General features: G+C 70.1%; 12 protein-coding genes. 8 read left to right on the top strand and 4 right to left on the bottom strand.

Going from position 1 to position 15110, the window contains the following annotated elements:
- Positions 1 to 4 precede the first annotated feature (4 nt).
- The 3 genes from FXO19_RS09510 to FXO19_RS09500 form a co-directional block, all read right to left on the bottom strand.
- A complete protein-coding gene (locus tag FXO19_RS09510; protein ID WP_149194857.1) occupies positions 5 to 1612 on the bottom strand; it encodes an ATP-dependent DNA ligase in 1608 nt (535 codons plus the stop codon).
- Positions 1613 to 1652: 40 nt separating this feature from the next.
- Positions 1653 to 2651 (bottom strand): ligase-associated DNA damage response exonuclease, encoded by a 999-nt coding sequence (locus FXO19_RS09505; protein ID WP_149194856.1) that lies wholly within the window; start codon positions 2649 to 2651, stop codon positions 1653 to 1655.
- A gap of 206 nt (positions 2652 to 2857) precedes the next feature.
- Positions 2858 to 6418 carry a hybrid sensor histidine kinase/response regulator gene (locus FXO19_RS09500; RefSeq protein ID WP_255516369.1) on the bottom strand — a complete coding sequence of 1187 codons (3561 nt, stop codon included), beginning with the start codon at positions 6416 to 6418 and terminating at the stop codon, positions 2858 to 2860.
- 132 nt (positions 6419 to 6550) lie between these two features.
- Here FXO19_RS09500 and FXO19_RS09495 point away from each other — a divergent pair, with 132 nt between their 5' ends.
- The 3 genes from FXO19_RS09495 to FXO19_RS09485 are packed head-to-tail and all read left to right on the top strand — an operon-like array spanning position 6551 to position 8413.
- Positions 6551 to 7270, top strand: coding sequence for a YceI family protein (locus FXO19_RS09495; protein ID WP_149194855.1), 720 nt, complete (start codon positions 6551 to 6553; stop codon positions 7268 to 7270).
- The gene (locus FXO19_RS09490; RefSeq protein ID WP_149194854.1) at positions 7267 to 7872 is read left to right on the top strand and encodes a cytochrome b; all 606 of its coding nucleotides are present in this window, start codon (positions 7267 to 7269) and stop codon (positions 7870 to 7872) included. The genes FXO19_RS09495 and FXO19_RS09490 overlap by 4 nt, the downstream gene beginning before the upstream one ends.
- A complete protein-coding gene (locus FXO19_RS09485; protein WP_149194853.1) occupies positions 7865 to 8413 on the top strand; it encodes a YceI family protein in 549 nt (182 codons plus the stop codon). The genes FXO19_RS09490 and FXO19_RS09485 overlap by 8 nt, the downstream gene beginning before the upstream one ends.
- Before the next feature lie 241 nt (positions 8414 to 8654).
- On the opposite strand, the gene FXO19_RS09480 is transcribed toward FXO19_RS09485, so the two are convergent.
- A complete protein-coding gene (locus tag FXO19_RS09480) occupies positions 8655 to 8888 on the bottom strand; it encodes a glutaredoxin family protein (RefSeq protein ID WP_149194852.1) in 234 nt (77 codons plus the stop codon).
- A 44-nt stretch (positions 8889 to 8932) separates the two neighbouring features.
- Here FXO19_RS09480 and FXO19_RS09475 point away from each other — a divergent pair, with 44 nt between their 5' ends.
- The 5 genes from FXO19_RS09475 (at position 8933) to FXO19_RS09460 (ending at position 15098) form a co-directional block, all read left to right on the top strand.
- Complete coding sequence (locus FXO19_RS09475) at positions 8933 to 10315, top strand: L-serine ammonia-lyase (protein WP_149194851.1); 1383 nt, start codon at positions 8933 to 8935, stop codon at positions 10313 to 10315.
- Positions 10316 to 10322: 7 nt separating this feature from the next.
- Positions 10323 to 10718: a DUF1622 domain-containing protein gene (locus FXO19_RS09470; protein WP_149194850.1), complete on the top strand. Its 396-nt coding sequence runs from the start codon at positions 10323 to 10325 to the stop codon at positions 10716 to 10718.
- 596 nt (positions 10719 to 11314) lie between these two features.
- Positions 11315 to 13378 carry a glycosyl hydrolase family 18 protein gene (locus FXO19_RS19735; RefSeq protein WP_149194849.1) on the top strand — a complete coding sequence of 688 codons (2064 nt, stop codon included), beginning with the start codon at positions 11315 to 11317 and terminating at the stop codon, positions 13376 to 13378.
- 306 nt (positions 13379 to 13684) lie between these two features.
- On the top strand, positions 13685 to 13858 hold the full coding sequence (locus FXO19_RS19240; RefSeq protein WP_187775722.1) for a hypothetical protein: 174 nt from the start codon (positions 13685 to 13687) through the stop codon (positions 13856 to 13858).
- A gap of 229 nt (positions 13859 to 14087) precedes the next feature.
- Positions 14088 to 15098 (top strand): alpha/beta fold hydrolase, encoded by a 1011-nt coding sequence (locus tag FXO19_RS09460; RefSeq protein ID WP_149194848.1) that lies wholly within the window; start codon positions 14088 to 14090, stop codon positions 15096 to 15098.
- The last annotated feature ends 12 nt before the right edge of the window (positions 15099 to 15110 follow it).

Here is a 15110-nt window from a genome sequence, read left to right as displayed (position 1 = left end):
GCGCTCAGCGCGCCAACGCGCGCAGGGTGTCGAGCCGGTCGGCCTCGGCCACCGGCTTGTCGTGCCGCCAGCGCAGGATCCGCGGGAAGCGCACCGCGATACCGGACTTGTGGCGCGCGCTGCGGTTGACGGCCTCGAAACCGAGCTCGAACACGTGCTCGGCGCGCACCGAGCGCACCGGTCCGAAACGCTCGAGCGTGTTGGCGCGGATCCATCGGTCCAACGTCAATATCTCCTGGTCGTTGAGTCCAGAGTAGGCCTTCGCCACCGGCACCAGCGCGTCGCCGTCCCACAGGCCGAAGGTGTAGTCGGTGTACAACGTGCTGCGGCGACCATGCCCGGACTGTGCGTACAGCAGCACCGCGTCGACCGTCAGCGGATCAACCTTCCACTTCCACCAGTCGCCGCGACGGCGCCCGGCGCGGTACGGCGAGTCGCGCCGCTTCAGCATCAGGCCTTCCACCGCGCGTGCGCGAGCGTCCTCGCGCAGCGCCGCGGCCTGCCCCCAGTCGGTGGCCTCGACCAGCGGCGAGGCGACGATGCGCGGGTCGCCATGCGCGGCAAGCAGACTCTCCAGGCGCGCGCGTCGTGTCTGCAGCGGCAGCTCCCGCTGGTCCTCGCCGTCCAGTTCCAGCAGGTCGTAGGCCTGCACGCGCACCGGCGTGTCGGCCAGCAGCTTCGGGCCCGGCTTGCGGCGCTGGATGCGTTTCTGCAGGGCGATGAAGGGCAGCGGCGTGGCGCCGTCGTCGCTGCCCCAGGCCAGCAGTTCGCCGTCGATCACGCAGCCGTCGGGCAGCCCCGCCGCGGCCTGCTCGATCTCGGGGAAACGCCCGTCCAGCCGCTCCTCGCCGCGCGACCACAACGCCGCCTCGCCGCCGCGACGGATCAGCTGCAGGCGGATGCCGTCCCACTTCCATTCCAGCAGCCAGTCGTCGATGTCGCCCAGCGACTCGGGCGCCGCCTCCAGCGGCGAGGCCAGGAAGAACGGATACGGCTGCTGGCGGTCGCCAGGCAGCGCTTCCGGTGACACCAGGTCGCGCATGAACGCAGGCGTCGGCATCCACGCGCCGAGCATACGCTGGGCGATGCGGGCGATGTCGACACCGCTCATCTCCGCCAGCGCCTGCTGCACCGTGCGCCGGGAGACGCCGACGCGCAGCGCGCCGGTCAGCAGCTTGTTGAACACCAGGCGCTCGTCGAACGCCAGCGTGTGCCAAGCCTGGACCACCTGCGCGCGCCGAAGCTCGGGTTCGCGGTTGGCGACCGGCAGCAGGCGCTTTTCGATCCAGTCGGCGAGCGCCACCTCGGTGGCCGGCTCGGCAGGATCGTCGAGCAGCAGTGCCAGCGTCTCGGCCAGGTCGCCGACCTGCTCCCGGCTCTCGTCCACCAGCCAGCCCGGCAGCCCCGTCTCGGCGGCGATCCACTCGTGCAGCTCACGGGTGCTGGCGATCCGGCGTTTGGCGCCGGCGATCTTGCCGCCGGACAGCAGGTGCAGCGCCCAGGCCGCATCACGGGGCGGTGCGGCTTGGAAGTACGCCACCAGGGCCGCGCGCCGGTCGAGCGTGGCGGTGCTGCGATCGAGTTCGCGATAGAGCGCGGTGAAGCGTTTCATGGACAGACGTCGCCGCCGGTGTCCGATGCCGTCATCACGCTCACGCCTCGTCCCCGAAATCGGTACGGAACGCCTCCGCGGCGATGCCGGTCTCGTTCAGCATGCGCACGATCGCGTCGGTGCTGCCGTGGGTGGCGATGACGCGGCGTGCGCCGGTCTCGCGCACGGTGCGCATCAGGGCGGGCCAGTCGGCATGGTCGGAGACGACGAAGCCGCGATCGTAGTTGCGCCGCCGGCGATTGCCGCGGATGCGCATCCAGCCCGAGGCGAAGCCGGTCTGCACGCGACGGAAGCGCCGCATCCAGGCGCTGCCCGCGGCCGACGGTGGCGCCAGCACCAGCTCGCCGGCGTAGTCGCGGCCCTTCTCCTGCTCGGCGACCGGATGCGCGTCGAGCATGGCGATGCCGGCGCCGCGATACACCCGCACGCCTGCGGCGATCGTGCCGTGCAGCAGCGCGGGCCGGTCGGTGTGTGCCGCCAGTTCGGCCAGCAACCGCTGCGCCTTGCCGAGCGCATAGCAGAACAGCACCGCCACCTCGCCGCGCGCGGCGCAGTGCTCGCGCCAGGCGACGATGTCGCGCGCGACATCGCCGGTATCCGGCCAGCGGTACACCGGCAGCGCGAAGGTGGCTTCGGTGATGAAGGTATCGCAGGGCACCACTTCGAACGGCGCGCAGGTGGGATCGGGTTGGCGCTTGTAGTCACCGGACACGACCCAGACGCGGCCACCGGCCTCGATCCGCACCTGCACCGAGCCCAGGACGTGCCCCGCCGGATGCAGCGACACCCTGGCATCGCCGAGCGCGAACGGTTCACCATGGCCATGCACGCGATAGCGCTGTTCGCCCAGACGCCAGCGCAGCAGCGGCAGCGAACCGTCGCTGCAGTGGTATTCGACCATGCCGGCGCGGGCGTGGTCGCCATGGCCGTGGGTGATCACCGCGCGCGGGACCGGCCGCCACGGGTCGATGTGGAAATCGCCGGCCGGGCAGTACAGGCCCTCCGGGCGCAGCTCGACGAGATCCGGGGAGGCGGGCATCGCCGCAGTCTGGCCCGCGGCGCGTGGAGGCCGTGGCAAGCCCGGCGGTCGCCCCGGTCCGACTGGAGCGCTAACTCAAAACCCATTCGCCACGGATCAACGCAGATACACGCGGATACGCATCGAAGCAGAACCGGAGCTTTTCGCCCCTTCTCCGCAGCTTTATCCGCGATCATCCGCGTTGATCCATGGCAAGAAACGCGTTTTTAGGTCGCACTCCAATCCAAAGGCTCCCGGCGACCCCGCAGGTCGAGCATCTCGCGAATGGTCGCCGCGAGCGCCTCGCCGGTGACCGGCTTGCGCAGGAACGCGTCGAAGCCGGCGGTGCGCGCCAGCGGCTCGGCCTCGGCATCGGCACGCGCGGTGACCGCGATCAACGGTCGCATGAAGCCCTGCGCGCGCAACTGCCGCGCCAGCGCCAGGCCGTCGATGCCCGGCAGGTCCAGGTCCAGCAGCGCCAGGTCGAAGTCGCCGGCGGCCACCTCGGCCAGGGCCGCCAGGCCATGGACGGCATGGGTCACCCGGTGGCCCTGCAGGCGCAGCAGTCCGCCGATCACCTCGGCGACGATGGCATCGTCCTCGACCAGCAGCAGCTCGCATCCCTCGGGCGCGCATGTCGCCTCCGGCGCGGTGGCGGCACGCGCCGTCGCCGGCGCCGGCGGCAGCGGCAGTTCCACCGTGAACCGCGTGCCCTCGCCCGGCGCACTGTCGACCTCGATCCGCCCGTCCATCGCCGCCGCCAGTTCCTGGCAGATCGCCAGCCCCAACCCGCTACCGCCGTAGCGCGCCGCCGTGCGCGCCCCCTCCGCCTGCTCGAATCGCCGGAACAATCGCTGCTTCTGCTCCGCGTTCAATCCCGGACCGGTATCCGACACCACGAACCGCACCAGACCTTCTCCCGGTTCCACCCGCAGCCCCACCTGCCCCTGCTCGGTGAACTTGATCGCATTGCCCAGCAGGTTCAGCAGGATCTGCCGGACACGGCCGGCATCGCCGCGTACCCACTGCGGCACCCCACGCACCACCTGCTCCCGGTACGCCAGCCCGCGCTGCTGCGCCAGCGGCGCCATCAGCCCGCTCACGTCGTCCAGCAGGCCGCGCAGGTCGAACGGCTGCGGGTCCAGCTGCAGCTTGCCGGCCTCGATTCGCGCCAGGTCCAAGGCGTCGTTCACCAGCCGCATCAGGTGCTCGCCGGCGCGCCGGATCGACTCGGTGTAGCCGCGCTGGCGTCCGTCCAGCGACGTCTCCAGCAGCAGCTCGCTCATCCCCAGCACCCCGGTCATCGGCGTGCGCACCTCGTGCCCCAATGTCGCCAGGAACCGCGTCTTCGCCTCTGACGCCTGCTCGGCCAGCTCGCGCTTGTGCTGCACCAGCTGCCAGGCGTTGCGCCGCCGCAGCCGCGTGCGGTAGGCCGTCGCCGCCCACCACGCCAGCAGCAGGCCCGTCGCCACGAACAGCGCCAACGCCGACGGCGTCTTCCACCACGGCGGATGGACCAGGATCCGCAGTTGCCGGCCAGGCGCCAGTGCGCCGCCGCCGGCGAGCCCCCGCAGGTGCAACAGGTAGTCCCCGGCCGGCAATCCCGCGAACACCCGCTCGCCGCTCGCGCCCTGCGACACCCAATCGCTGTCGATGCCGTCGAGCTTGGACCAGTAGCGGTTCGCCAGCGGATCGTCGAAGGCCAGCAGACGGGTCTTGATGCGGAATTCGCGTTGGTCGTTGGCCAGTTCGACGCGATCGGCCTGCGCGACCGCCTGCCAGCGGCCCTCGCGCCGCACCTCGAAGGCGTCGAAGTCCAGGGTCGGCGACGACGGCGACGGGTCCGGCGCCTCGGTGTCGATCATGATCACGCTGCCGTCCGCGGCGGCGGCCACCAGCATGTCGCGCGCGCTCAACGCCAGCGCGCGATCGACAAACTCCTGGCTGCTGAAACCGTTCTGGACGCCGTAGTGGCGCAGCGTGCGCGCCTGCGGATCCCAGCGATACAGCCCGCGCAGCGTCGACAGCCAGACCCGCCCGCGGCCGTCGACCCGCAGCGCGCTGGCCCCGATCGCCGGCATGCCTTCGGCAGCGCCGACGCGCGCGGTCAGCCGCCACCCATCGTCGCCGCGCTGGTAGCGCGCTAGTCCTTCCATGCGCTGCAGCCACAACGCGTCCGCGCTTTCGAACGCGAGCGCGAACACGCGCCCGCCGCGGGTCGCGTCCACCAGCGTGAACACCGCCCGCTCCGGATCCAGGCGCGAGACGCCTTCGTGCCCCGCCACCCACACGCCGCCGTCCGGCGCGATCGCCAGGTCCTCGATGTCGCCGGTGTTCAGGCCCGACTCCGGATGCGCCGGGATGTTCGTCAGCACCGCGCCGCTGGCCGGGTCACGCTGCTGCACGCCCGCACCCTGCATCGAGGCCCACACGCTGCCGTCGGGCGCGATGCGGAGGTGGTCGGTCCAGCCGGGCAGGGTCGGCGCCTGCGCATCGTCGGCGCGCCAGCCGTCGATCGCGCCGGCGCGGGTGATCCGCAGCAGGCCGTTGGACAGGCCGAGCCAGAGATTGCCGATCCGGTCCTCGGCCGCGGCATAGATGCGGCGGCCGGCGAGCGCATCGTCGATGGCCTGCTCGAAGCGCTCGACGGTGCCGTCGGCGCCGAGCCAGTTGAGCGCGCCGTTGTGCCCGCCCAGCCACACGCCCCCGTCTTCCGCCGCGGCCACGGCGCGATAGATGTCGTTCGACAGGCCGTTCTCCTCGCCCTGGAACTGCGCCACCTGACGCCAGTCCGAACGCAAGTAGCCCAGCCCGACTCCGGGCATCGGCACCCACAACGCGCCATCGTCCTGCAGCACCAGCGCGTGCAGGACCTGCTGCTTCATCGCCGATCCGAGCGCGACCGGCCTGGGCGCCTGCCCCGGCAGCCCGCGCCAGAGATTGCGCTGGCTGGCGAGCCACAGCCCGCCGTCGACGTCGCGCGCGATCGCCATCACCGCGTTGGGATGCTCGAACATCGACGACCATGGCGGCTGCCGCCAGTCGCCGTCGCCATCGCCATCGCCGACGAACACGCCGGCCGCGGTGCCGATCCAGAGCTCCGGGCCGATCATCGTGATCGAGAAGATCCGCGGTGTCGGCTGTCCGCCCGGCAGGGCGATACGCTGGATCCTTCCGTCCTCGAATTTCGCCAGGCCGCCGAAGCTGCCGATCCACAACCGTCCGGCGGCGTCGGCGGCCAGCGCGAACACCAGGCCCGGCGGCAGGCTCGCCGGATCGTCCGGATCGTGCGCGAACACGGTGATGGCGCCGTCCGGCGACAACCGGTGCAGGCTGCCTTCGTAGGTGCCGAACCAGATCTCGTCGCCGCGGTGGGTCAGCGAGAACACGTTGTCGCTGTCGATCCGCGGATCGGTGGCCTTGCGATAGTGGCGGAAGCCGCCGCTGTCGCGGTCGAGCATGCTGATGCCGAACTCGCCGGTCGCCACCCACACCCGGTCGCGGCCGTCGACGTGCACCGCCTGCACGAAGCTCTCGCCGAGCGAATCCGGATCGTCCGGATCGTGGCGCCAGACCCGCGTGCCGCTGCCGTCGTAGCGCGCCAGTCCGTCCGCGGTCGCGATCCAGAGATAGCCGGTACTGTCGCGGGCGAGCCCGAGGATGTCGGTCGAAGGCAGCCCTTCGGCGACGCCGACGGCGCGGAACCGCGGCGTCTCCGGCACGCTCGCCGCGACCGGCAGCGCCAGCAACAGCGCCAGAAACCCCGGCAGGATCGACTTGCTCTCCATGCGTCTTCTCTCCGCTGTCCCTGCGCCCCGGATGAATCCTCGCAACGCTGCGTTGCCGGCGCAAGCACGACGCGGCCGCGTCCACGTGCCCGCGTGGCCTAGAATCGTGGCACCCCCGCCGTACGGCCGACCATGTCGCGATCCGCGCCACGCCTTCCCGTTCCAGCGCTCGTGCTGCTCGCCGGCCTCGCCTGCGGCGGTCATGTCCGCGCGCAGGTGCAGGCCTATGCGCTCGACCCGGTGCACACGCGGGTGGTGTTCGCGGTCGATCATGCCGGATTCTCCAGGGCCGTCGGCACCGTGTCGGGCAGCCGGGGCACGCTACTGTTCGACCCGCACGACTGGACCAGCGCACGGCTCGAGGCGCAGGTGCCGATCGCCGCGCTCGATCTGGGCGACGAACGCTGGAACCGCGCCGTGCTCGCGCGCGGCCTGCTGGATGCCGAGCACCACCCGGAGGCACGATTCGTCTCCGAGCGCGTCGAGCCGCTGGATGCGGACCGCGCCGCCGTCCATGGCAGTCTCACCCTGCGCGGAGTGACGCGGCCGGCCACCCTCGAGGTCGTTTTCAACGCACTCAAGCGCCACCCGATGCCGCCGTTCCGCCGCACCGTCGGCTTCTCCGCGACCACCACCCTGAGTCGTGCCGCGTTCGGCATCGATGCATGGCGGTCGGTGATCGGCGATACGGTCGAGCTGCGGATCGAGGCCGAGGCGACGCGCATCCGCGGCGGTGCCGGGCGCGCCATGCCCGCCACCGCTTCGCCCCCTGATGTGACCGAGGTCCCGGTGTCGACCTACGACCTGCCGCTGCCGCCGCCCCCCGAACCCGAGCCGGACCCGAATCCATGATCTGGAAGAACAGCGAACAACGTTGGGGCGGCGTCAGCCAGCTGCTGCATTGGCTGATCGTGCTGCTGATCCTCGGTCAGGGGATCGTGGGACTGCTGATGGTCGACATGCTCAACAGCCCCGACAAGATCCGCATCTACGCGCTGCACAAGTCGTTCGGCCTCACCATCCTGGCGCTGGCGCTGCTGCGGCTGCTCTGGCGCCTGGCGACCGGCGCGCCGCGCCCGGTGCCGGGCATCCCCCGATGGCAGGAGCGTGCCGCCGTGTTCACGCATTGGCTGCTGTACGCGCTGCTGTTCACGATCCCGCTCAGCGGCTGGCTGTTCAATTCCGCCGCCGGCTATCCGCTGCAGTGGTTCGGGCTGTTCAACCTGCCGGCGATCGCGGGCAAGGACGAAGCGCTGCGCGAAGCGGCCATCGCCGCGCACGCCTGGCTGTTCTGGCTGCTGGTCGCGGTGGCGCTGGTGCACGCGGCGGCCGCCTTCTACCATCACCTGTTCCTGCGCGATGCCACCCTGGCGCGGATGCTGCCGCGCGGATGGCTGCACACCGGCTCCGCCGACACCGCTCCCACGCCCCCCGAGGATTCCCGCGATGCGTAATGCCTTCCTGCTCGCCACCGCCTTGCTGTTCAGCGCGCCGGCGCTCGCCGCCGACTACGTGCAGGCGCCAGGCTCGAGCCTGGTCTTCGCCGGCACCTACCAGGGCGAGGTGTTCAGCGGCCGCTTCCCGGGATTCCGCACCACGTTCGCGTTCGATCCGGACAACCTCGCCGACGCCAGGCTCGATGTCGTCATCCCGCTGGCGAGCGCGACCACCGGCAACGCCGACTACGACGGTGAACTGCGCGGTCCCGTGTTCTTCGACAGCGTGAAGTTCGCGCAGGCGCATTACAGCGCCGACACCTTCCGCGCGCTCGACGACGGCCGCTACGCCGCCGACGGCACCCTGAGCCTGCGCGGCATCAGCCGGCCGGTTACCCTGACCTTTACCTGGACGCCGGGCGAGCAGCCGGTGCTGACCGGCAGGGCGACGGTGAACCGGCTCGAGTTCGGCGTCGGCAGCGGCGACTGGGAGGACACCGCGGTGATCCCGGACGCGATCGCGATCAGCACCAAGGTGGTCTTTCAGCCGGCGGAATAGCGATGCCGGCTGCGATCAGAAAACGCTTCTTTGGCCACGGATCAGCGCGGATAGCTTTTATGGCTTGATCCTGGGGTTTCCCCTGTTTTCCTGCGATCAATTCGACGGCTTGGCGACAATCCCCTTTGAAAAGGGGGTTGGGGGGATTGGCCGGGCGCCCGGCTCAGTCAAGGCCAAAGCAAATCCCCCTTAATCCCCCTTTTTCAAAGGGGGAAGACAAGCGCTAGCGCGCCGTGCAGCCTCATGGCCGCTGCGGCGTCACGAAGGCGCGCACCGCTTCGGCGTCGAACGGCCAGCCGAGTTCACGGCCGTCGTGGCGCAGCACCGGCACGCGGGCGCCGTAGCGCGCCTCCAGCGCGGCGTCGCCGTCGATCCACACGGTCTCGAACTCCGGCGCGCGTGCTTCGGCCAGCACCGCGAGGGCGCGGTCGCACAGCGGGCAGTCATCGCGCTGGTACAGGATCAGGCCGGACATGCGGCGGACAGGGAATGCACGGGGCGGGCGCGTAGAATAGCCCGATGGCAGTCAGCACCTTCGACCTCTACAAGATCGGCATCGGGCCGAGTTCCTCGCACACGGTGGGACCGATGCGCGCCGCCGCGCGTTTCGTCGAGCGCTGGCTGGTGGAGGCCGGCCGCCTGCCCGACGTGGCGCGGGTGCGCGCCGAGGTGTTCGGATCGCTGGCGCTGACCGGGCGCGGCCACGGCACCGACAAGGCGGTGATGATGGGCCTGGAAGGCCAACTGCCCAACCGGATCGACCCGGACGTCATTCCCGGCGCGCTCGAGCGCATCCGCGGCGCCGGGCGCATCCGTCTGCACGGCGAGCACGAGATCGCGTTCGACGAAAAACGCGACCTGGTGATGAACAAGCGGCAGAAGCTGCCCTACCACACTAACGGCATGCGCTTCGCCGCCTTCGACGCCGACGGCAACGAGATCGCCAGCCGCGACTACTACTCGGTCGGCGGCGGTTTCGTGGTCAACCAGGACGAGGCCGCCGAGGACCGCATCGTCGCCGACACCACCCAGGTGCCGTATCCCTTCTCCAGCGGCGACGAGCTGCTGCAGCGCGCCCGCGACAACGACCTCACCATCGCGCAGCTGATGTTCGCCAACGAACAGTGCTGGCGCAGCGCCGACGAGATCCGCGATGGCCTGCGTGAACTCTGGGCCGCAATGCAGTCCTGCGTGCAGCGCGGCATCCGCCAGACCGGCACCCTGCCCGGCGGCTTGAACGTGACCCGGCGCGCGCCGATCCTGTACGGCGAACTGTCCTCGCGCCCGGAAGCGGCGATGCGCGACCCGCTGAGCGTGCTCGACTGGGTCAACCTGTACGCGCTGGCGGTCAACGAGGAAAACGCCGCCGGCGGCCGCGTGGTCACCGCGCCGACCAACGGCGCGGCCGGCATCATGCCCGCGGTGCTGCACTACTACGACCGCTTCTGTCCCAAGTCCGACGAACAGGGCGTCTTCGACTTCCTGCTCACCGCCGCCGCGGTCGGCATCCTGTACAAGGAGAACGCCTCGATCTCCGGCGCCGAGGTCGGCTGCCAGGGCGAGGTCGGCGTCGCCTGCTCGATGGCGGCGGCCGGCCTGACCGCCGCACTCGGCGGCAACCCGAGCCAGATCGAGAACGCCGCCGAGATCGGCATGGAACACAACCTGGGCCTCACCTGCGATCCGATCGGCGGCCTGGTGCAGATCCCGTGCATCGAGCGCAACGCGATGGGATCGGTGAAGGCGATCAACGCCTCGCGCATGGCGCTGCGCGGCGACGGCAAGCACAAGGTCAGCCTCGACAAGGTGATCAAGACCATGCGCGACACCGGCCGCGACATGCGCGACAAGTACAAGGAAACCTCGCGCGGCGGCCTGGCAGTCAACGTCATCGAGTGCTGAAACCACGATGTTCCCGGTAGGCGAAACGCTGACTCAGCTCATCGGCATCCTGATCCAGGTGCTGGAGGGCGTGGGGGCGGCGGTGATCGTCGCTGGCTTCGTCTTCGCCACGGTGCTGTGGCCGCGCGAGCTGCGCAGGCTGGGCGGGCATGGCGCCTATCTCTCCTACCGACGCCACAGCGTGCGCGGTTTGATCCTGGGCCTGGAGTTCCTGGTGGCCGCCGACATCATCCGCACGGTGACGATCGACTACACCCTCGACAGCCTGTTCATGCTGGGATTGATGGTGCTGATCCGCGCATTCCTGGTATTCGCGCTGCATCTGGAAGTCGAGGGCCGCCTGCCGTGGCAGGAGACGGACGCCCGGAGCGTCCCGGACCGGACCAAGCGCGAAGGCGAGTGACGCGCGCCGCGAGTGGATATCCACGCCGCGCCCCGGCGTCGTCCTGCCGTCGACAACCACCTGTAAGCATCGTCACCTTCTGCGATGGGCGGCATGCTGGCCGTGCGCGATGCATTGCAGTATCCGGACACGGTTGAGCGGCTGGTGCAGGTCAACCAGGTCCGCGCGTAGCGTCGCGCCAGCTTCGCACGAGACATATCGCGTCCTACTTCTGGCGCGCTTTGCGTCCTGCACGGACTCGTCCTGACCCGCGCGCACGGCCGCAGGCATCGTTGTCATCGACATGTGTGATTCTTCTCCCATATCGCGTAATTTTCCTTTGACAACGATGTCATCGAGCACGATCGTCTACGCAGCCGCATCCGTTCGTGCGTGTCGCCCGCACCCGGTTTCCGATGCAGGCGGAACGCAGCCTCCACATCGGCTCCATCAACGCCTTCCACCAGGCTGCACCACCGATCCGTCGGACAACCTGCCTGCAGTGACGGACGACCGGCGTCTGCGGTCGCCCCGGCTGTCTTCGGCTGCGGGATGACTGCTGGCGATCGTCCGATCCTTCGCCTTCATCGAGGCGCCGAATCCAAGGAGAGTCCGTCATGTATCGCAAGCACGCAAAGCTGCTGCTGTGTTTCCTGCTCGCGTCCGCGTGGATCGCACCTGTCCAGGCGCAGAGCCAGAACGCGAGCTGTGCAGGAATTCCGGCCTGGAATGCCGCCGCGATCTACGAGCCGGGAGATCGGCTGGTCTACGAGAACCGGCTCTATCAGGCCCTGGTTCCGATCTGGAACGCGCCGCCGAGCCACTGCCCCTCCTGCGGCTGGTACCAGGACCTGGGCGCCTGCGGGACCGGCGGCGGCGAGAACCAGCCGCCATCGGTGTCGCTGACCGCGCCGGCCAGCGGCGCGAGTTTCACGGCAGGCGCCACGATCGCCCTGGCCGCCGACGCGACCGACGGCGACGGCAGCATCGGCCAGGTCGAGTTCTTCAACGGCCAGGCCTCGCTGGGGATCGACACCTCCGCGCCCTACGGCGTCGACTGGCCGGACGTTGCGGCCGGAAGCTACACGCTCGGCGCCGTGGCCACCGACGACGACGGCGCCAGCACCGCCTCGGCAACCGTTTCGATCACCGTCACCGCCCTGCCCGCCGACGACACCACCCCGCCGAGCGTCCCGACCGGCCTGCGTTCGCCCAGCCAGACCGCGAGCAGCATCACCCTCGCCTGGGACGCGTCGACCGACAACGCCGGCGGCAGCGGCGTGGCCGGTTACGACGTCTACCGCGACGGCACGCTGGTCGGATCGCCGGCGACCACCGGCTACACCGACAGCGCATTGACGGCCGACAGCACCTACGCCTACCGGGTGCGCGCCCGCGATCGTGCCGGCAACCCTTCCGGCCTGAGCCCGCAGATCAGCACCGGCACGTTGCCCGGCGGCGGTGGCGGCGGCAAGCACGTGATCGGCTATTTCACCCAGTGGGGCATCTACGGCCGCAACTACCAGGTGAAGGACATCGACACCAGCGGCTCGGCCGCCAGGTTGACGCACATCAACTATGCGTTCGGCAACGTCCGCAACAACCGCTGCGAGGTCGGCGTCACCCAGCCCTCCGATCCCAACACCGGCGCCGGCGGCGATGCCTTCGCCGACTACACCAAGTCGTTCGGCGCGGCGCAGAGCGTCGACGGCGTCGGCGACACCTGGGACCAGCCGCTGCGCGGCAACTGGAACCAGCTGAAGAAGCTCAAGGCCAGGCATCCCGGGCTGAAGGTGCTGATCTCGCTCGGCGGCTGGACCTGGTCGCGCGGATTCTCCGCGGCGGCACGCCCGGAAAACCGCGAAGCCTTCGTCGCCTCCTGCATCGACGCGTACGTCCACGGCAACCTGCCGGTCACCGACGGCGCCGGCGGTCCGGGCGCGGCGGCGGGCGTGTTCGACGGCATCGACATCGACTGGGAGTACCCAGTCGCCTGCGGGCTGAGCTGCGGGACGCCGGAGGACCGCGCCAACTTCACCGCCCTGCTGGCCGAGTTCCGCCGCCAGCTCGACGCGGTGCGTCCGGGCCTGCTGCTCACCGTGGCGGTCGGCGCCGGCATCGACAAGATCCGCGTCACCGATCCCGGCGAGTACCACCCGTACCTGGATTTCATCAACGTCATGACCTACGACTTCCATGGCGCCTGGGATCCGCAGACCAACCATCATTCGGCGCTGTTCGACTCGCCCGATGACCCCTCCACCGGCGACCAGCGCTACTACAACAGCAACGACGCCATCCAGGCCTTCCTCGACCGCGGCGTGCCGGCGGCCAAGCTCAACCTCGGCATCGGTTTCTACGGCCGCGGCTGGACCAATGTGCCCAACGCCAACAACGGCCTGTACCAGAGCGGCAGCGCGGCGCCGGGCGCCTACGAGGCAGGCATCGAGGACTACAAGGTGCTCAAGGACAGGCCCGGCAGCGTTCACACCGACGCGCAGGCGCGCGCCACCTGGAAGTACGACGGCAACACCTTCTGGTCGTACGACACCCCGGCGATGGTCGCGGAGAAGATGCAGTACGTGAAGGTGCAGGGCCTGGGCGGCGCCTTCTTCTGGGAGTTCAGCGGCGACGATGCCCCGGGCACCCTGGTCGACGCGATCGCGGACGGGCTGGAATAGGCACCCGTGTTCCGCCGCGCGGGCACCGGCACGGACGGCCGGTGCCCCGCGCGTCCTGGGCCCCATCGAACGCGCACGTATCGCATACCGGCCGTGCGGTGCACGGGGAGCCGCGCAGAGCGAGGCCGCGGCGATCCCTGCGGCGGGTCGGGCCCGCCCTGCGTGCCCTCCCGGTCGGCTGCCGCAATGCGGCGGCGCAGGGTGCACCGACCCGCGCATCGGTGTAGGTTCCCCGGTGCGGCCACGTGGCCGCATGTCGGGAGGCACCGTCATGAAAGCCGATGGCTCGCGCTCGGGCTGGGCGCGGTGATCGCAAGCAGCCTGGTCAGCGCCGCACCCAAGCCGGGCTGGGTCCGCTACTACTACGGCGAAGACCATACCCAGGTTGTCGGTGCGCGCGGCACCAACTGCCACGGCGAACCGGTTTCTTGGGGCATCACGTCCGACGACAGCACCCTGATCTATACCTGCATCGATTGACGCGGCCGGAGCGAGGCTCGCCGCTCCGCGTGGATTGACCGGCTTCGCCGCGGTAAACCGCAACCCGCGCTGCGCCCTTCATCCAGGGCCCGCCCCGCTCCGATCCGTGCGCGGTCTGCCGGGATACCCGCCGGGCGTACGTACCGTCCGCAGCGGCGACGGCGTGCTGCAATGCGACGCGTCGACATGCGGACGGTAAGCTGTGGGCGGATTCTGCCCCGGAGCCTCCATGCCCCCGTCCATCCGCCTTCTCGCTACCTTCCTCCTGCTCGCGCCGGCGGTGGCGACGGCGCAATCCGCCCCTTCCGTCTACGGCCCGAGACTCCAGGGCTTCGAGTACCCGCACCCGGTGCGGACTTTCGCCTTCGACTCGCAGCGGCAGTCGCTGGAAATGGCCTATCTCGACGTCGCCCCCACCGCGACCGCCAACGGCCGCAGCGTGGTGCTGCTGCACGGCAAGAACTTCTGCGCCGCGACCTGGGAATCTGCGATCGAGGCACTGACCGGCGCCGGCTACCGCGTCGTCGCACCGGACCAGATCGGCTTCTGCAAGTCGGACAAGCCGGAGCGCTACCAGTTCTCGTTCGCGCAGCTGGCGGCGAACACCCAGGCGTTGCTGGCGTCGCTCGGCATCGAACGCGCCGCGGTCGTCGGCCATTCCATGGGCGGCATGCTGGCCGCGCGCTATGCGCTGCAGTATCCGGACGCGGTCGAGCACCTGGTGCTGGTCAATCCGATCGGGCTGGAAGACTGGAAGGCCGAGGGCGTGCCCTGGCAGGACATCGACGCCTGGTATGCCGGCGAGCTGAAGACCGATTTCGATTCGATCAAGCGCTACCAGCGCGAGGTCTACTACAGCGGGCAGTGGAAGCCGGAATACGAACGCTGGGTGGAGATGCTGGCCGGCATGTACGCCGGCCCGGGCAAGCAGCAGGTGGCGTGGAACCAGGCGCTGGCCTCGGACATGGTGTTCAACCAGCCGGTGGTGCACGAGTTCGGCGACATCCGCGTACCGACGACGCTGTTCATCGGCCAGCGCGACCGCACCGCCATCGGCAGGGACCGCGCGCCGCCGGAGCTCGCAACGCGGCTGGGGGATTACCCCGCGCTCGGCAAACGCGCGGCGGCTGCGATTCCCGGCGCGCGCCTGGTCGCGTTCGACGATCTCGGCCATTCGCCGCAGGTGGAAGCACCGGCGCGGTTCGAGGCCGCGCTGCTGCAGGCGCTGGAAGCGCACTGACGGAAAGCCGCG

Origin of the sequence: Luteimonas suaedae (assembly GCF_008312895.1) — a bacterium.
GTDB lineage: Bacteria > Pseudomonadota > Gammaproteobacteria > Xanthomonadales > Xanthomonadaceae > Luteimonas > Luteimonas suaedae.
This window is presented reverse-complemented; position numbering and strand designations above follow the sequence as displayed.